Consider the following 17,890-nt stretch of genomic DNA (forward strand, 5'->3'; position numbering starts at 1 on the left):
TAAATTAAAAACATGACTGATTGGAAAATTTTTCAAGGCAATAGTAAACCGCATGATAATATTAATCAACTTCCTCCTCCCCCAAGTTGGCGTAAATTTCTAGATACAGATGATGAAATAGTTGAACAAATTGAGCAACGCTGGCAAAATTTATGTGAGGGGTTAGAGCAGAATGCAAGAAATGAGGAACGGGGTAAAAGTTTTCGTATCCATACTGATAAAAATAATGACAGAAATAGTGTTATTAATATGGTCAATGCAGCTCTGTATTTAAGACGACCTTTGTTAGTAACAGGAAAACCGGGGACAGGTAAAACGTCTTTGGCTTATGCTGTGGCTTATGAACTAAAACTAGGGGCGGTGTTACCTTGGTATATTACCGCTCGTTCAACCTTACAGGAAGGATTATATCGTTATGATGCGATCGCCCGTCTGCAAGATGTGCAGATGGGTGATAAAAGTAAGGATATTGGTTGCTACATACAACTGGGCCCATTAGGTACAGCCTTTCTTCCTTCCCGTCGTCCTCGTGTGTTGCTGATTGATGAAATAGACAAAAGTGATATTAATTTACCTAATGATTTACTCAATTTGTTTGAGGAAGGGGAATTTAAGATACCAGAATTAGCACGTATTTCTAAAGAAGCGAATCAGGTAGAAGTTCGTACCTATGATGGGATAGATGTCCCCATTAAAGAAGGTCGAGTGCGCTGTCAGAATTTCCCTTTTATTTTGTTAACCAACAACGGGGAGCGAGATTTTCCGCCAGCTTTTCTGAGGCGTTGTTTAAGATTAAATATGCCCTATGAACCTGATGCTACGGCTTTGAAGGAAATTGTGAAAGCACATTTAGAAAAAGATGTGGTAACGAAAGATGAGGGGAAAATTAATCAATTAATTGAAAAATTTAGAACATTGCGAGAAAGTGGGGATATAGCAACGGATCAACTGCTGAATGCCATTTATATGGTCACTCGTGAGTTTAAACCAGAAAAAGCAGAAGAAAAAGACCTGATTGAAGTATTGCTGAAATACTTAACCAGTGCGGAGGACAGATGATTGACCAGTTAATTACTGCATTGAGTAAAGAAGTAAAAATCTCTACTACATTGAGTGAAAAAGTAGAAATGTCAGCCGAAGAAATTGCTGATACAATTTGGCTGGCACTTCAAATACAGGAATTTCAAGCTGAGTCAGTCTCCTCTGGTTTTCCCCTGAACAAAGAAGACGAGAGAGGGATTAACAAGCAGGAAAGTCAGTCACAGCAAGGAACATTGCCAAAAACTTCCGAGTTAGGAGAAACACCAACTCCGTCACCAGAGGAACCAAAAGCGGGCATTTACCCCCGACATCAACAACATACCTCAAAATCTTTAGATTTATCCTTTAAAGTCCCTGATGCTCCTTCTTTACGTGAACCGTTAACCTTAGCACGGGCGTTAAAACCCTTAATGCGTCGTATTCCCTCTGGAAGAGAATTGGTCTTAGATGAAGCCGCTACTATCCAACGAATTGCAGATGAAGGGCTTTGGATACCTGTACTTAGACCTACAGTAGAACCTTGGTTAGATTTGGAATTAGTGGTTGATGAAGCAATCTCCATGCAAATTTGGAGACACACCATTAGGGAATTAGAACGACTGCTGAAAAACTATGGAATTTTTCGAGATGTGCGGGTCTGGGGACTGATTACGAATGAAAACGAACAAGTGCAGATTCGTCGGGGTATTGGTGCAACTGCTAAAAATCAAACTCCCCGTAGTCCCAAGGAATTAATTGACCCCAGTGGTCGGCGTTTGGTGTTGGTGGTCAGTGATTGTGTATCATCTCTGTGGCGTAATGGAGAGGTTACACCTGTATTAGAACTCTGGGCAAAACAAGGGTCAATGGCAATTGTCCAGATGCTTCCTAAGTGGCTGTGGAAAAGAACCGCTTTAGGTAGAGCCTCAGAAGTGCGGTTGCGGGGACTAACTCCTGGGGTGTTTAACCAGAAATTAATCGCCAAGGAAGTGTCATTGTGGGATGAACTGGAGGAGGAAAGGGGGGTTAAAGTCCCTGTATTTACATTAGAAGCAAATAAGGTAGTTACTTGGGCGCAAATGGTGTCGGGTAAGGGCAGTATTTGGACATTGGGATATGTATTTAAGTTAGATACAACTCCCGTTCAAAAAGAAAGTGGGTTATTTAATGTTGTTCATGGTGATTTGAGTGCAGAACAGCGTGTACAGGCGTTTCGAGTGACGGCTTCACCAATGGCACGAAAATTGGCAGGATTATTAGCTTCTGCTCCTGTGATTAGTCTGCCAATTGTGCGATTAATTCGGGAAACACCATTAATTCGGGAAACACTGTTAAAAGACTCTCAACAAATTCATGTGGCTGAGGTATTTTTAGGCGGATTATTAAAGCCTTTATCTGAGATAAATGCAGATACCAATCCTGATTATGTTCAATACGAGTTTATAGATGGGGTACGCGAGTTATTAGTTGATTCTGTTCCTTCAAAGTATGTGTTAAATATAGTGGATGGGGTATCGAAATATGTGGCGGAAAAAGTGGGATTATCGCTGGAGACTTTTGCCGCTGTTTTAAGAAATCCGCAAAGTGATATTGCTAAAGAATTAGGCTATTTTGCGACAGTTACGGCTCAGGTTTTGAGGTGTTTAGGTGGGGAGTTTATAAAGGTTGCTGAGGAATTGGAATTACATGATTCTGAGTTTGATAAAAATTTGTATATAAATAATTCATTTTTGCACAATGTACAACCGAAGCTAGAGGAGCAGGTGACAGTCAACGAAGCCAAGCTGATCATAGTTGGTGAAGGTGGAACAGGTAAAAGTTGTTTACTAGGAGCATTGCGGGGAGATCAATGGGTAGATGGTCGCTCCACAACTTACGGTATTGAAATTAAACCTGTAATTGTTACCGATCCCAACAGTGGCACAGAAATCACGTTGAATGGTTGGGATTTTGGCGGTCAACAGGTTTATCGACCGATGCACCAGTTGTTTTTCAGCGCTCCAGCCGTGTATCTAGTGGTATGGAAGCCACGGGAAGGACTTGATTATCAGCAAGGTTTTGTCAAAGAGTGGATTACGCTAATCAAAAATCGAGAACCGGATGCAAAGGTGTTGGTTGTCGCAACTCACGGCAGCCCTGGACAGCGACAACCGGACATTGACAGACAAGAAATTCTAGATCAATTCGGCAAAGATACGGTAATCGATTTCTTCCATGTAGACAGCAAACCCAACAAGGATACGACCCATTGCACCGGGATTGCAGAATTAAAAGAAGCTATTGCTCGTGTCGCTACATCTCTTCCCGAAATGGGGCGTTCTGTTCCAGCAAAGTGGCAGCGAGTGCGGGAAACCTTACAGACAAGTGACAAAGCCTATCTCCCGTATGATGATGTCATTGCCATCTGCGCCGAACAGGGAATCGATGAGGAGCAAGCAGAACTGTTCCTTCGCATCTCCCATATACTAGGGCATTTCATCCATTACCATTACGACCTAACACTACGTGATATCGTCATCCTCAAACCCGACTGGTTGGCAAAGGCGATCAGCTTCGTGCTAGATGATGAAATGACACGCAAACGCAACGGTTTGGTGGAATTTGAGCATCTCAGCCAGTTGTGGAGCCATCCCCCATTTGCAGGCGAAGAAGGCTACCCGAAAGAATTGCATCCAATCTTTCTGCGGCTGATGGAACGCTTTGATCTGTCCTACAAAGTGGTATTCGATTCGGCAGAACCTAGCAATACCAGCCTGATTGCTCAACTTGTTCCCGACACACGCCCGGAGCTATTGCCCAAATGGGGAGAGCAACCGGAAACTGGAGACAGGCAACAGATACAAATCTGCCGCATTGTGGACAGTCGCGGACAGTTTGCAGTCGCAGAAGGCTTGTTTTACCAGTTAATTACTCGGTTGTACAAATACTCACTGGGGCGGACAAATTACGAAGACAGCATCCATTGGCAACGGGGCTTAATGCTTGACAATGACTACAACGGTCGGGCATTGCTGGAGTATGTTAGCACAGATGTAAAAATCACGGTGCGGGCAGCTTTTCCTGAAAGGTTCCTATCCTATCTCACAGAAGAGATTAAATGGCTAGTCGAGAATTTCTGGGAAGGGTTGCGTTGTAACGTCATGGTTCCCTGCATTGCACCTTGCGGTACAAATGCGCCTGGAAACGCGCTATTTGAAGTACAGAAATTAATTGAGAGCAAAAAGAAGAATCGTCATGAGTTCCCATGTCCTGTTTCAGGGTGTGGTGAATGGCAAAACATCGATCAACTTTTGAGTAACGCGCCGACTGCTCAACCTCCATCTCAAGAAATTGGCATTGAGCAGTTCCGAGGTATTGTGAAAGAGGAGTTAAAGGTCATTCGCCGAGATTTGGTTATCTTGGATCGTCCAGATGAAGAACACTTTCAGAAATTAACTCAGGAGCAGCGCATAATTTTAAGCCAAGTCGATCAGCAGTTTGCAGAACTAATGCAGATGCTCACCGATGAAGCCAAAGACGGACCGCGCCTGTTCAGCTTTAAGCCTATAGATCCGAAATTTTTTGATAGCCGCAAATGGCTCAGGGCCAAGTTTCAACTCACCCTCTGGTGCGAACACGCCCGTCTACCACTTCCAGCCTTAAATCCCGACGATCAAAAGAAAGGAGTCTATGAATTAGATTTGCCCCGCGAGTGGTTCACCAAAGCAGCCCCCTTTCTCAAACTGTTGACGACAACTCTCAGCCTAGTCTTACCTGTGGCAGCTTCCGCAACCAAGTTGATGCTTGATGACACTTTATACAAAGGCATTGAAGAACAACTCGATCTGGGACAGAAAACTACCGAGTCTTTCTTGAAAGGAAGCGATATCGCTTTGGCTGGAAAGTCTAAGAGTGAATCTTCTTTGTTGGAAGGCGATGCAATCCGCGCCCAAGGCTCTATCTTACGAGAATTACACGCCCTTCTGAAAGGAAAAGACCCTAGTTTTGGTGGTTTGGTGCGGGTGCAGAATCGACGGCGCGAATTTCTCTGGGTTCATCCTCAGTTTGTGGATGAGTATTAATTTATTGGATGAACTTTATTCTATTCGACTACGCTACTTCATAGAGTTTGTTGAAGTACAGTTTAGTTGTCCATTGGGCAAGGCGAGTTAAGACGGGTTATATCTGCAATCGCTACTTGAACCCAGAATCCCTCGTCATTCGTGCGGGGGAGTGGGTCAATCTAATCTACATAGGCGATCGCATTTATCAACAGTGGGATGAACAAGCGATCCAAGCTTTAGTTAAAGCTATTCAAAAAGTCAGTTGGCGATGTGTAGCTAGTTCAACTGAGAATGATTATACTCAATCTACTGGAATTGGCATCATAGATACATTAGCCAAAAATTTAACTGATGTTTCCCAACAATCTGTCATGCGCTATGGATTAAAGTTAGCTTTTAATCCTAATCATCATCAAGAATATTTTATTAGTGGTGGCAATCAAGTTATTAAACGTTGGCAGACAAACACACGGGAAATACTACAAGAAATTTCTGTTCCATTTTCTCCAACAGGTATTTTTGATTTATGGTTTACCTCTGTAGCAATTAGTCCAGATGGTCAACTAATTGCTGCCTGTAGAGCCTATCAAATAAATATTTGGTGGTTAAGTACATCAAATGTGCTTCATTCATTTGGTAAAACTCTTTTTAGTAATTTTTTAGATGTTTTCGGTTTTGACTCAATCACCTTTAGTCCTAATGGCAAAATTTTAGCCGCCAATGATAACCAGGATATTAAATTGTGGGATGTAGAAAGCGGCAAAGAAATCGCTAAATTATCTGGGCATTCTGATAAAGTAACCTGTGTTGTTTTTAATCCAAAAAATGGACGAATTCTTGCTAGTTGTAGTTACGATAAAACCATCAAACTATGGGATATAGATAGTAAAAGATGTTTAGGTACACTTTCACCACATCGAGATGCTGTTTATACGCTAGCATTTAGCCCAGATGGAGAAATATTGGCTAGTGGCAGCAATGACAATAAGATTAAACTTTGGTATTTAAATACTGGAGAAATCCCTCAGACTCTCCAACAACATTCAGATGCCGTTACTTGTCTTGTATTTAGTCCAGACGGTAAAACTTTAGTGAGCGGAAGTAATGATGAAACAATTGTAGAGTGGAAAATTCCTGAAAACGAATTACAAATTTTTCCAGAACGACATCGCAGAGGTGTGACATCGATCGCATTTAGTCCAGATGGAGAAACATTAATTAGTGGAGGAAGAGATCAGACGATTAAAGTTTGGAAACGATAAAATCAGGCAACCTTACAATAGTTATAGAAGAAAGCGACTTAGGTGCGATCGCCATCTAAACTTAGAGAAAAATTTACCGCTTGAACCATAATCAAAATCACCACTCCTGAAAAATTAAACATCACTTACAATTTAACCATAAGCATATTCTCCTAAATTTTTCAGCGCAGTTAATATGACTGACATGAACCCCGATCGCATTACTGGAACCATTACGATCGCAGTGCTGCCTCAAGACAATGGACAGTATATTTGTCAGATGTCACCGTCTCTGAGTGATTTTCCCAAAGAGCATATCCAGTGCTACGGTCAAACAAAGGAACATGCGATCGCGATCGCCTTAGAGCAGTTAGCCGATGACTATCGTCGGATGGCGGAAGAACAACAAAATATAGACTGGGACACAGTGGAGCGATCAAACTCTGGAGAACCAATTGCCAAGCATTACCATGTAATTTTGCATTACGAGCGCATTGCTGAAGAAGAATCGAAGTTTGAGGCAATGCACAATACGATTATGGGAAATACAGTGGTGGAGAATGCTAAAATCACCGTGCTTGAGATTGATCCAGATATACGAATTGCTCCGTTAACGCGATCATGGGATTGATTGGGCTAATGAAGTCAACAGAATATAACGGTTTTTCAAGACTTTAGCACCATTGCGATCGCCTACTTGGTTAAAGCCCAATGTTTTGTCTGCACATCAATCTTTGTAATTCAAGATAGAAAATTTTTATCCATTTCAGCGTAGCCATTGAAGCCGCACAGATAAAAGCATCCAAAACTTAACTGTTGAATTTGCTATTTAACTAGCTTGGACTGTTTTATAACAAAACGAACTGATAGAATCCTGTTTATAACCTGTGGCATCATAGTCGGGGAAGTACACCAAACCAGCTACACCAGCATCTTTTATTTTTTGCATTGCTTGGATGATAGGCGTCTATAACACAAAAGAGACTTTTCTTTTGTCAGCCTTACTGGGTAAAGGTTATGGTAACAAGTTTTTTTTCTGCCTTGTAGGCTTCCTACCAATTATGTTGGATATAAGTCTTTTCTTTTATGTCAGCTTTATGCCAGTTTATGCCTTATGCAAGTGATGTTTTTCGCTGTAAAGGATGCCAGGAACCGGACTTGAACCGGTGACACGAGGATTTTCAGTCCTCTGCTCTACCAACTGAGCTATCCCGGCTGGGGCTTTTGTGAGCCACGATTAATCAATGTAGCAAACATCCAAGAATATAGCAAGGCCTTGGAGAGAAATATTCATGCAGCTTTCAACCTCAACTTGAACCAGATGAAAACGGCTACAAATAACAGAAACTGGACAAGAACAATACTCGGGCCAGAAGCAAGGTTAAAAATACCTGACACAATGATGCCAGCAATGCTGCTGATGGAACCAACTATCACTGATATGACTAGAAAGCGGCTAAAGTGGTGACTGATCAGTTTGGCAGTAGAGGCGGGAATAACCAAAAAGGCGTTCACCAGTAAAACGCCCACAGCTTTAATTGCTACAGCAACGGCGAGTGAAAGCAAGACCACAAACACATAGCGGTACAATTGGACGGGAATACCTTGAACTTGCGCGACATCGGGGTTAAGGGTCAATAAAATTTGCTGCTGCAGGGTTGATAGTAAAAATATGCTACCTCCCACAAGTACTAGCAGCGTCAAAATCAAGTCTGTGGCATCGATCGCCAGAATATCACCGAACAGCACCGCCATCAAGTTGCCACGATATCCTTTAATCAGGCTAGTGAGAATTACACCGATCGCTAATGCCCCAGATAGCACTATGCTAAGGACGCTATCGCTAGCTAAGTCGGTTTTGTCGATAAAGTAAAGGACAATAACGCCAAAAACTAAGGTAAAAGGTAACAGCATCCAAGTCGGATTTATTTGTAGCAGCACACCTAATGCCACACCTACTAATGCTGCATGACCAACCGCATGGCTGAAAAAAGATAACTGGCGCAAGGTGACAAAACTGCCCAACATACCGCCAAGTATTCCCATTAATACAGCACCTGCGATCGCCCGCTGCATAAAGGGGAATTGTAACAAGCTTACCAAGTCATTACTATTGGCGATCGCAACCCAAGCTATCTGACAATCATTGAAGAAATTCATACTTATGGGCATTAATGTTTAATGTTGGTGCTGGTAGCGACTGAAACCTGGCCCGTAGGTTGCTAACAGGTTTTGCGGTGAAAGGGCAATTTCCGGCTTACCAGTACAAACAATGCTTTGGTTAAGACAAAGCACGCGATCGCAATGGCGATTTACCATATCAATATCATGAGAAACTTGCAATACCGTCCAATCCTCTTCCCGCTTTAATTCATTTAGCAAAGCATAAAAATCTGCTGCACCTTGCACATCAACACCAGCAAAAGCTTCATCTAGTACCAAGAGTTTCCGAGGCATTACCAAACAATAAGCCAATAAAACCCGCTTGAGTTGACCACCGCTAAGAGTACCAATAGCTTGATGCTGTAAATGATAAGCATCGGTTCGCCGTAAAGCTTCTATTACTGCTGCCGATTTTTCTCTATCTTGTTTCCACAACCTTGAGAAAAATGAATTCTTTTTTTTCCCTTCCTTAGCCCATCCCAGTCCCACCAATTCACTAACAGAAATGGGAAAGCTGCGGTCAAAGATGAAGTTTTGCGGCATATAACCCAACATATGACGTAAACGCCCCAGGTTTGCAATTGGACGATCCAAGATTTCAATCGTACCAGCACTTCGAGGTATCAAATCTAAAACCGCTTTTACCAGGGTACTTTTACCAGCACCATTGGGGCCAACTATGGCTGTATCTGTTCCTGGCAACAATTCAAAGGAAACATCTCGAACAGCTAGATAGCTGCCTTGATAGACAGTTAATCCTTCTACTTTCAAAATAGCAATCTCTTTATTCATTATTTAAAAATAATGGTTGATAAATTATGATTCATGGTTTTAATTCCTAACTACTAACTTATTTACATGCCGTTTCTAGAGTTTGCAAGTTAGCTTTCATCGCCTGAAAATAATGTTGCGGATCTGTTTCGCCAGTTTCCAGAGAATCCAGAGTACGCAAAGTTAACTTCAAGTCTTTGGAAAGGCTCGTTAGTAGTTTGTTATCTACTCCTGGTTCACTAAATAAAGCTTTAACTTTGTACTTTTTCACGGCATTGACTGCATTTTGCACATCCGTTGGTGAAAGCTGGTCTTCGGGAATTTGTACCACAGCAACTTGCTTGAGGTTATAGCGTTTAGCTAAATATGGAAACGCATCATGAAAGGTAATAAAGGTGCAACTAGGAGTTTTCTGCAAAGTCTGCTGAAATTCACTGTTTAAACTTTCTAATTTTTTAATATAAGCCGCAGCATTGGCCTCATAAGTAGCTTTGTTCGCGGGGTCGGCAGCAATTAATCCATCCCGAATATTAGTTATCTGCTGTTTTGCTAAAACTGGATCTAACCAAACGTGAGGATTACCTTGGGCATGTTCGTGGTCTTTTTCCTGTTGCACCGTTTTCACAACAGGTGAAATTTCATTTAAGGGTTTAATACCTTTACTAGCATCAATTTCAGTTAATTTGGGATTTTGGGCATTTTTGACAGTATTTTCCAGAAATTCCTCCAAACCTAAACCATTTTTGACTAACACATTGGCAGTAGCGATCGCTTTGACATTTTCGGGTGTCGCTTGATATTCATGTACCTCCGTACCAGGTGGCACTAGAATTTCTACATCTGCGACATTAAGAGCTACTGCCTTAGTAAACAAATATATCGGCAAAAATGTCGTCACTACTTTAGTTTTTCCCGACTGCGCCTGTGGGATAGGTGCAGCTTTCTGTGTTTGTGGCAACTGTTGGAAAGTTTTTCCCTGATTCCTATTCGATTGGCTACAGCCATTAGCCATTGACAACATTAGCAGAGCAATTATGGGCAAGATGCCGTTTCTTTGTCTGCCTGTTCTAAGTCCTCTGCAATTTACAATCACTGTGTTTTCTCCTGAAAACGGATGCAAGTCTGCCTTTGTCACAATTCTTATTGACAATGAAACCTATTCTAAATTTTAGACTATAATAATTCTCATTCTCATTCAAGATACATAATATCATTTTGGGTTTCTTGGTAATGAGTAACAATAAAACTTTTTCAGATGGTACAGCCTATGCAATTTAGTTTTTCCTGAATAATTAAGATTTTTTGACTTTTTTTATTAAAAAATTTGCTTAATTCTGATAGAATTACTGACAAAGATTTTCATAAGACAGACGTTTAAAAAAACGTGGTTTGGGTGTGAATTGGAGATCAGTGTGAGGAGAAAAATGCAAAAATTCTGTAAATATCTGCTAATTAGTCCAGCAATCTGCGGTGTAATGCTATTTTTGAATACTGCTGCATTTGCAGGTGAAATATCTAACACGTCTGAAATTAATCAACCGCAAGTTTTAGCTAATCCAGACACAAGAGCTACGAACATAACGCCAGATCAGACAATGGCGCAAGTTACCTCCGTGTCTCAATTTTCCGACGTACAACCCACTGACTGGGCATTCCAAGCATTGCAGTCCTTGGTTGAGCGCTATGGCTGTATTGCAGGATACCCAAATAGCACTTATCGCGGTAATCGGGCATTAACGCGATATGAGTTTGCTGCTGGTTTGAATGCTTGTCTTGATCGCGTTAACGAACTTATTGCTACAGCCACTGGTGATTTAGTTAACAAACAAGATTTAGCCACATTACAAAAGCTGCAAGAAGATTTTTCAGCAGAACTGGCGACACTCCGAGGTCGTGTAGATACAGTAGAAGCACGCAGTGCTGAATTGGAGGCGAATCAGTTTTCAACCACAACCAAACTGAATGGGGAAGTGGTAATAGCGATCGCGGATGTCATAAGTGGAAATACAGTTAATGGTCAAAAAGTTAACCAAAATACTGTCCTTGCAGATCGGATACGTCTGAACCTCGACACCAGTTTTACTGGTAAAGATTTACTCAGAACACGACTTCAGGCAACAAACCTAGACCCCTTCTCTCAGACTGCCACCTTTACACCAGAAGGAGACTTCCGATTTGCTGGTGGTAACAACGGTAATGGAGTTGTGATAGACGCACTGTTGTATCAGTTCCCTCTCGGTGATAAAACAGACATCATCCTAGAAGCAAATGCAGGTGCAATTGATGATTTCACTAACACAGTCAACCCCTACCTAGATGGAGACGGTGGTAGCGGTGCCCTTTCCCATTTTGGGACTCGCAACCCAATTTATTATCTAGTCAATGGTACTGGTATAGGAGTCAAACACGAGTTTAGTGATCAGCTGGAACTAAGCTTCGGGTATTTAGCGAATGATGCTGCTAACCCTCAGCTAGGCTCTGGACTGTTCAACGGTGCTTATGGTGCTATGGGGCAGTTAACTGTTAAGCCTAGCAAGCAAATTACCCTTGGTTTGACTTACATTAACGCCTACAAAAATACTTTTTTTGCCAATGGTAGTGGTGGTAGCAATAACGCTAATGACAACATATTGCAGAATGCTTCTAGCAACTCCTACGGTATTGAAGCATCCTTTCAACCTAGCTCAAAATTCGTGATTGGCGGTTGGGCTGGTTTGACCAAAGCTCGCGTCCTTTCAGTTGGTGATGCTGACATCTGGAACTATGCCGTCACTCTGGCTTTCCCGGATCTTGGTAAAACAGGTAACATTGCAGGCATTATTGTGGGTATGGAACCTAGAGTTACCAGTGTGAGCAATTCTCTCAGCAATGCAGGTATCAACAAAGATCCAGACACTTCATATCACATTGAAGGTTTCTATCAATATAAGCTGAGTGACAATATCAGTATTACCCCAGGAGTTATCTGGCTAACAGGGCCAGATCATAACAATGACAACGATGATATCGTCATTGGTACAGTCAGAACCACATTCACTTTCTAATTTTCACAATCTTAGCTGAAGACGCAAATTAATTCTTTGCGTCTTCGATTTTTGGGATGATCTCAAAATAAAAACCCAGCATTTATGCTGGGTTTTATATCTTAATAGGAGAACGACATTGTTAGTTTTTCAGACAGTGGAAATAGATGATTTTAAACTAACTTTAATTTCCGTTTGACAAATGAACCAGCACTCATAATACCGAAGGCTAGCAAGCCTAATGTTGTAGTAGGTTCAGGGACACTAGCTAGTCTGTAACTATGGTTATCACTTTCAAATGCAACACCATCTGAGCTTAAAACTATTTTATCAAAAGTCTCTCCTGGATCTGCGAAGAAATTAACGAAAACATTGTCCTCAGGACTAATCTGACTACTGTTACCTCCACCAGGAAGTTTGCTGCTATCAAAGCTTTGCAACAGATTACTGCCGTTATAAAATGTGATAAAATTATACTTGTCAACTGAACCCCAGTACAAGCCAAAGTAATCAAGTGCTCGCTCAAAATTAATCGTCACAGGACCAGTGTTGCCTGGAACGTTGGAGTTTTCGGGAGAAACAGTTAAATAGTTGTGTTTATCACCAAGCGGTGCAGCATATTGACCATTTGAGGTTCCACTAACTACTGTGGGAACACCAGAAGCAGAAGAGTATTTAGCAAATCCACTGGTCGGTGCGCCAGTTTCAAAATTAACTGTAGTGACTCCAGGAACAGAGGAGAATATCCCATCTTCAAGAGAAGGTGTGCCTCCTATCTTCGGGGTAATAGCGTTAGCTGGGTTAGCACTCATGAAAACAACCGCTGTTCCAATTAAGGCTAATGATAGTTTTTGTATAGTAGACATTGATTTAGTCCCTTAAATATTTGATACCCATACATTGGCATATCATCCGAGTATTTGTGTAGTAGGTAAGAATTATTTTTACCAAAATTATTTATTGAGCCAATAAATCTGAAGATGGCAAAAAGTTATTTAGAGTAGTGGATATGAAGACAATTGCAGACTAAAATATCTACATGTATATACGTATGTGAATACAAAACCTATATTATTATTTGAGCTGACATCTGGAACTATGCCGTTACACTGGCTTTCCCGGATATTGGTAAAAAAGGTAACCCCATGACCAGAAGGAGAAATAACAGTCTTACACTTTTTTAGTATGGTTCTAAATGGGGAAAGTCACTGAAGCAGTTATGTTTGCACACCAAATGCCCTGGATTTACACCCCAATTTACCCAGCAAATTGCCTCACGCGCTGAGTTCATATTCGGTGGAACTCGCAAGGTGTGAATAAAGCTTGTGCTAGGGCAAGTCATTTTTAATAAATAAATCGGCTCGATATCCACATTATTATCAATTTTTAATAGTGTATATTCTTGCCAATTATCTAATTCAATAGCTTGTAATTCTTGGCAAATTCGAGCGTAACCAATACCTTGAATTAACACTCGGCGTAATTCGGCATTTTCTTCTGTTAAAAGCCATTGAGATTGCCATTGCTGCGGGTGAACTTTACCGTATTTTTCAGGTAAGGTTACACCGTGGTAGGAGTAGAGGCTATATCCATCGGTAAATTCAATGGCGGGTTCGCCTTCAGCGTGGAGGCGATTTTGATTGTCGAAGCGCAGGTGAAGGGGGCGATCGCATACTATACAAATTTTTTCATAAGGCAAAATCCAGCTACAATACCCTAATAGCGACTGCAAAGCTTGCCATTTTATTTGGTTGTAAGAGCAATTTAAGACCGAAACATAAAAATCTAAGTAACTGCAAGCGCAAGAATATAATTGAGCTTTAAACCAAGGACTACGAAGATTAGTTTCCTGTTGAAGTTGAGTTTTTAATTCTTCTCTTAATATGTCTTCCAGTATGTTTAAATTTGGTGGTACGACAGTAAGTATTTGGCTTATAACTTGGCTGTTTAGCTGGTATGCTAGTTGTTTGCTTAGTTCATTGCTAAATTCGTACAATAATTGCTTGTAGAATTCAGTATTCAATCGTTGCTTTAGTTGCCTTTGAATAACAATTTTTAGACCAGCATACGGACTATCACAAAATATAATTTCAGGCTTTTGTTTACGAATCGCTATATACCCAGCTTTTACCGCTTCCGCCGCTTTTTCACGATCAATCCGCTCCGTTGAAAGCGCGATCGCTCTCCACTTTTCCCGATAAACTGGAATCAAAGCCTCTTGCTCACGCGTTAACTTTTCAATCAGCGACATATCGCCAACCTTCAGGCTCGTATTCCCGCTGAATTTTCACCATCCAGTCACCTTGAGGAATAGAAATAGCTTTATGCTCCTCATGAGCTAGCAATGCCGACTCTGAAAACACACGCAAATAGAGTGTGCTATCTTTTTCGTATAATTCTGCGTTTCCCTGAGTAATGCGATGTTTATGCCCGGTAACTTCGCCTTCTGCCAAAGTTAAGTGAGGTATTTTTTGTCCTTCAATTTGCTGCACAGGCAGTAAGATTACATCACCTTGACGAATCGGTTGCATGGTTTGCTTTCCTGACATGGGTACAAACCCCACTTCGCTTTTGCTCTCAAGTTTGGTTTAATTTTGGCACAAGCTTTATGAAAGTGGGCATTGGGCAGAATGAAAAATTTTACCTCTTTCCCGTCTGCTCTGTCATTGACAAAAGATATCGTCGGATTACACTTCTTGCAGGGTATTTTGAAAACTGTAGTCGCCAATTATGCGTTAGATAAGTTAAAGATTGAAATAGCTGGAAATTCACACCCAGCGTTAGCCTCCCCTATCCTCTGGGACAAACTGGGCCCTAAGTTCAGCGCATTTTCTCCCAAGCAGGCAGTTTATGTGAGGATTAAATCACCGCCCTAAGCGTGACCTTTTATCTTGACAATTTGCAAAAATTACCTCAATTTGACTGTTTAGCTTAGCAGCTATTCTTTTTTTGAAATTTCCATGTCAACTCTCGTCATCGTCGAATCTCCAACTAAAGCTCGTACCATTCGCAACTACCTGCCATCAGGCTATCGGGTGGAGGCGTCTATGGGTCATGTGCGTGACCTCCCCCAGTCGGCTAGTGAAATTCCCGCTGCCGTCAAGGGGGAAACATGGGCGCAGCTAGGGGTAAATGTGGACGCCGACTTTGAACCGGTATATGTTGTCCCGAAAGACAAAAAGAAAATTGTCACCCTGCTCAAAGAAGCCCTCAAAGATGTAGATGAACTGATTCTGGCAACGGACGAAGACCGGGAAGGTGAAAGCATTAGTTGGCATTTATACCAATTGCTGAAGCCAAAAGTTCCGACTAAGCGGATGGTGTTTCACGAAATTACCCAAGACGCAATTAAAAAAGCGTTGAAAAACTGCCGCAATATCGATGAGCAGTTGGTTCGCGCCCAAGAAACGCGGCGGATTTTAGATCGACTGGTGGGCTATACCCTGTCTCCACTGCTATGGAAAAAAATCGCCTGGGGATTATCTGCTGGGCGAGTGCAATCTGTAGCTGTACGACTTTTAGTCACTAGGGAACGCCAACGCCGCGCTTTCCATGAAGGTACATACTGGGATTTGAAAGCTAGTTTGTCAAAGGAAAAAACCCCCTTTGGTGCCCAGTTGGTCACATTGGCAGGAAGCAAAATAGCTAATGGCAGCGATTTTGACGCAACAACTGGACAAATTACCGCAGGTCGCAGTGTCTTGTTGCTAAACGTTGACCAAGCGGTAGCCCTCAAGGAACGCCTGACTGGGAAAACCTGGAGTGTTAACGACATCGAGGAACGCCCAGTGACGCGCAAACCGTCGCCACCGTTCACCACCTCGACGTTGCAACAAGAATCTAACCGGAAACTGCGCCTCTCAGCCCGTGACACGATGCGGGTTGCCCAGAATTTGTACGAGCAGGGGTATATTACCTATATGCGGACAGATTCAGTGCATTTGTCAGATCAGGCGATCGCAGCTGCTCGTAGTTGTGTAGAAAAACTCTACGGTCAACAATACCTCAGTCCCCAACCTCGGCAATACACCACCAAATCCAAAGGTGCACAAGAGGCGCACGAAGCAATTCGTCCAGCAGGTAGCAGCTTCCGCACCCCTCAGGAAACTGGTTTGGGTGGTCGGGAACTTGCCGTTTACGATTTGATTTGGAAGCGGACTGTCGCCTGTCAAATGGCTGATTCCCGCCAAACTCAAATTACCGTGCAATTGCAAGTTGAAGACGCTGGGTTCCGTTCTTCTGGCAAACGGATTGAATTTCCTGGATACTTACGTGCCTACGTCGAAGGTTCAGACGACCCAGAAGCAGCACTGGAAGACCAGGAAGTAATTTTGCCGAATCTGAAAGTCGGAGATCATCCAAATTGTACAGATTTAGAAGCAGTTGGTCATGAAACTCAACCGCCAGCTAGGTACACCGAAGCTACTTTGGTAAAAACTTTGGAAAGCGAAGGTATCGGTCGTCCCAGTACCTACGCCAGCATCATTGGCACAATCATCGACAAGGGTTACGCCCATTTGGTGAGTAACGCTCTCATTCCTACCTTCACCGCTTTTGCCGTCACCGACTTGCTGGAAAAACATTTCCCAGACATCGTTGATCCCAGTTTTACCTCGAAGATGGAGCAAACCCTTGATGACATTGCCACAGGTGAAGCGAAATGGCTACCCTACTTAGAGCAATTCTATTTGGGAGAAAAAGGGCTGGAAACCCTGGTAAAAGAACGGGAAAGTCAAATTGATGCCACCAAAGCTAGGACTGTAGAACTGGAGAATCTAGATGCCAAAGTCCGCATTGGTAAATATGGCCCCTACATTGAAGTCGAAAACGGTGAGGGGGTTATCACCGCCTCAATTCCCAAAGACCTGACACCAGCTGACCTCGACCCCAAACAGGTAGAAGTATTGCTGCGTCAAAAAACCACAGGCCCTGACCAGGTAGGTCGGCATCCCGAAACTGGCGAACCGATTTATGTGAAAATTGGTGCTTATGGGCCCTATGTCCAATTGGGTGACAAGACCGACGAAAACCCCAAACCGAAACAAGCCTCCCTACTCAAAGGCGTCACCCCAGAAACCGTTACCCTGGAAATGGCTGTTGGTCTTTTGGCCCTACCCCGGACATTGGGAGTTCATCCAGGCACTGGCGGCAAAATCCAAGCAAGTTTGGGGCGCTTTGGCCCTTATGTTGTTCATGACCAGGGTAAGGAAGGGAAAGACTACCGTTCCCTGAAAGCTGCTGACAATGTATTGACAATTAGCCTAGAGCGTGCATTGGAGTTATTGTCCGAACCAAAAAAGGGACGCAGTTCCACCAACAGCAAGTCTAAGGCAGCCTTACGCGAATTGGGTACACATCCAGAGGACGGGGAAACAATTAACATCTACGATGGCCCCTATGGCCCTTACATCAAGCATGGCAAAACTAATGTGAGTATCCCAGAAGGTGAATCGGTAGAAGATATAACGCTGGCTGCGGCACTGAACTTGTTGGCAGCTAAAGCATCGACAGCAAAATCGACTCGCAAAACGAGTAAATCAACGAGTTCCAAATCTAAGTCAACTGCTAAGTCATCAACTACCGCTGCGAAAAAAAAGCTAACAGAAGGTTAATTGCAAGTCAAGAGTCC

Annotated in this window: 12 protein-coding genes and 1 tRNA gene; 6 read left to right on the top strand and 7 right to left on the bottom strand. The window is 42.5% G+C overall.

Annotated features, from left to right (window positions below; genetic code table 11):
• Nucleotides 1-12: 12 nt before the first annotated feature.
• From V7K48_RS32340 to V7K48_RS32355, 4 genes are all read left to right on the top strand, one after another.
• The gene (locus V7K48_RS32340; RefSeq protein WP_335079039.1) at nucleotides 13-1,059 is read left to right on the top strand and encodes an AAA family ATPase; all 1,047 of its coding nucleotides are present in this window, start codon (nucleotides 13-15) and stop codon (nucleotides 1,057-1,059) included.
• Complete coding sequence (locus V7K48_RS32345; RefSeq protein ID WP_335079041.1) at nucleotides 1,056-5,081, top strand: SAV_2336 N-terminal domain-related protein; 4,026 nt, start codon at nucleotides 1,056-1,058, stop codon at nucleotides 5,079-5,081. Before V7K48_RS32340 ends, V7K48_RS32345 begins: the two co-directional genes overlap by 4 nt.
• Nucleotides 5,082-5,128: 47 nt before the next feature.
• Nucleotides 5,129-6,325: a hypothetical protein gene (locus V7K48_RS32350; RefSeq protein ID WP_335079044.1), complete on the top strand. Its 1,197-nt coding sequence runs from the start codon at nucleotides 5,129-5,131 to the stop codon at nucleotides 6,323-6,325.
• 175 nt (nucleotides 6,326-6,500) lie between these two features.
• Complete coding sequence (locus tag V7K48_RS32355) at nucleotides 6,501-6,935, top strand: hypothetical protein (RefSeq protein WP_335079046.1); 435 nt, start codon at nucleotides 6,501-6,503, stop codon at nucleotides 6,933-6,935.
• Between the two features lie 512 nt (nucleotides 6,936-7,447).
• Here the strand turns inward: V7K48_RS32355 and V7K48_RS32360 are convergent.
• From V7K48_RS32360 to V7K48_RS32375, 4 genes are all read right to left on the bottom strand, one after another.
• Nucleotides 7,448-7,520 (bottom strand) — tRNA-Phe (locus V7K48_RS32360).
• 74 nt (nucleotides 7,521-7,594) lie between these two features.
• Entirely contained in the window at nucleotides 7,595-8,464 is an 870-nt protein-coding gene (locus V7K48_RS32365; protein ID WP_335079188.1) for a metal ABC transporter permease, read from the bottom strand.
• An 18-nt stretch (nucleotides 8,465-8,482) separates the two neighbouring features.
• Nucleotides 8,483-9,259, bottom strand: coding sequence for a metal ABC transporter ATP-binding protein (locus V7K48_RS32370; RefSeq protein WP_335079048.1), 777 nt, complete (start codon nucleotides 9,257-9,259; stop codon nucleotides 8,483-8,485).
• Between the two features lie 58 nt (nucleotides 9,260-9,317).
• Entirely contained in the window at nucleotides 9,318-10,259 is a 942-nt protein-coding gene (locus tag V7K48_RS32375) for a metal ABC transporter substrate-binding protein (RefSeq protein ID WP_335079190.1), read from the bottom strand.
• Between the two features lie 403 nt (nucleotides 10,260-10,662).
• On the opposite strand from V7K48_RS32375, the gene V7K48_RS32380 reads away from it, so the two are divergent.
• Nucleotides 10,663-12,282, top strand: coding sequence for an iron uptake porin (locus V7K48_RS32380; RefSeq protein WP_335079050.1), 1,620 nt, complete (start codon nucleotides 10,663-10,665; stop codon nucleotides 12,280-12,282).
• 152 nt (nucleotides 12,283-12,434) lie between these two features.
• Here the strand turns inward: V7K48_RS32380 and V7K48_RS32385 are convergent, their stop codons facing one another.
• From V7K48_RS32385 to V7K48_RS32395, 3 genes are all read right to left on the bottom strand, one after another.
• Nucleotides 12,435-13,127, bottom strand: coding sequence for an Npun_F0296 family exosortase-dependent surface protein (locus tag V7K48_RS32385; RefSeq protein ID WP_335079052.1), 693 nt, complete (start codon nucleotides 13,125-13,127; stop codon nucleotides 12,435-12,437).
• A gap of 314 nt (nucleotides 13,128-13,441) precedes the next feature.
• The gene (locus V7K48_RS32390; protein ID WP_335079054.1) at nucleotides 13,442-14,512 is read right to left on the bottom strand and encodes a DUF6745 domain-containing protein; all 1,071 of its coding nucleotides are present in this window, start codon (nucleotides 14,510-14,512) and stop codon (nucleotides 13,442-13,444) included.
• Nucleotides 14,499-14,792: a hypothetical protein gene (locus V7K48_RS32395; RefSeq protein ID WP_335079192.1), complete on the bottom strand. Its 294-nt coding sequence runs from the start codon at nucleotides 14,790-14,792 to the stop codon at nucleotides 14,499-14,501. Before V7K48_RS32395 ends, V7K48_RS32390 begins: the two co-directional genes overlap by 14 nt.
• A gap of 429 nt (nucleotides 14,793-15,221) precedes the next feature.
• Between V7K48_RS32395 and topA the strand changes: the two genes are divergently transcribed.
• Nucleotides 15,222-17,873, top strand: coding sequence for a type I DNA topoisomerase (gene topA, locus V7K48_RS32400; RefSeq protein WP_335079056.1), 2,652 nt, complete (start codon nucleotides 15,222-15,224; stop codon nucleotides 17,871-17,873).
• Nucleotides 17,874-17,890 lie beyond the last annotated feature (17 nt).

It is taken from the genome of Nostoc sp. (genome assembly GCF_036919615.1).
Lineage (GTDB): Bacteria > Cyanobacteriota > Cyanobacteriia > Cyanobacteriales > Nostocaceae > Nostoc.

Coding starts and splice junctions, on each gene's coding strand:
- V7K48_RS32340 (WP_335079039.1), top strand. CDS start 13: ATGACTGATTGGAAAATTTTTCAAGGCAATAGTAAACCGCATGATAAT.
- V7K48_RS32345 (WP_335079041.1), top strand. CDS start 1,056: ATGATTGACCAGTTAATTACTGCATTGAGTAAAGAAGTAAAAATCTCT.
- V7K48_RS32355 (WP_335079046.1), top strand. CDS start 6,501: ATGACTGACATGAACCCCGATCGCATTACTGGAACCATTACGATCGCA.
- V7K48_RS32365 (WP_335079188.1), bottom strand. CDS start 8,464: ATGAATTTCTTCAATGATTGTCAGATAGCTTGGGTTGCGATCGCCAAT.
- V7K48_RS32370 (WP_335079048.1), bottom strand. CDS start 9,259: ATGAATAAAGAGATTGCTATTTTGAAAGTAGAAGGATTAACTGTCTAT.
- V7K48_RS32375 (WP_335079190.1), bottom strand. CDS start 10,259: ATGTTGTCAATGGCTAATGGCTGTAGCCAATCGAATAGGAATCAGGGA.
- V7K48_RS32380 (WP_335079050.1), top strand. CDS start 10,663: ATGCAAAAATTCTGTAAATATCTGCTAATTAGTCCAGCAATCTGCGGT.
- V7K48_RS32385 (WP_335079052.1), bottom strand. CDS start 13,127: ATGTCTACTATACAAAAACTATCATTAGCCTTAATTGGAACAGCGGTT.
- V7K48_RS32390 (WP_335079054.1), bottom strand. CDS start 14,512: ATGTCGCTGATTGAAAAGTTAACGCGTGAGCAAGAGGCTTTGATTCCA.
- V7K48_RS32395 (WP_335079192.1), bottom strand. CDS start 14,792: ATGCAACCGATTCGTCAAGGTGATGTAATCTTACTGCCTGTGCAGCAA.
- topA (WP_335079056.1), top strand. CDS start 15,222: ATGTCAACTCTCGTCATCGTCGAATCTCCAACTAAAGCTCGTACCATT.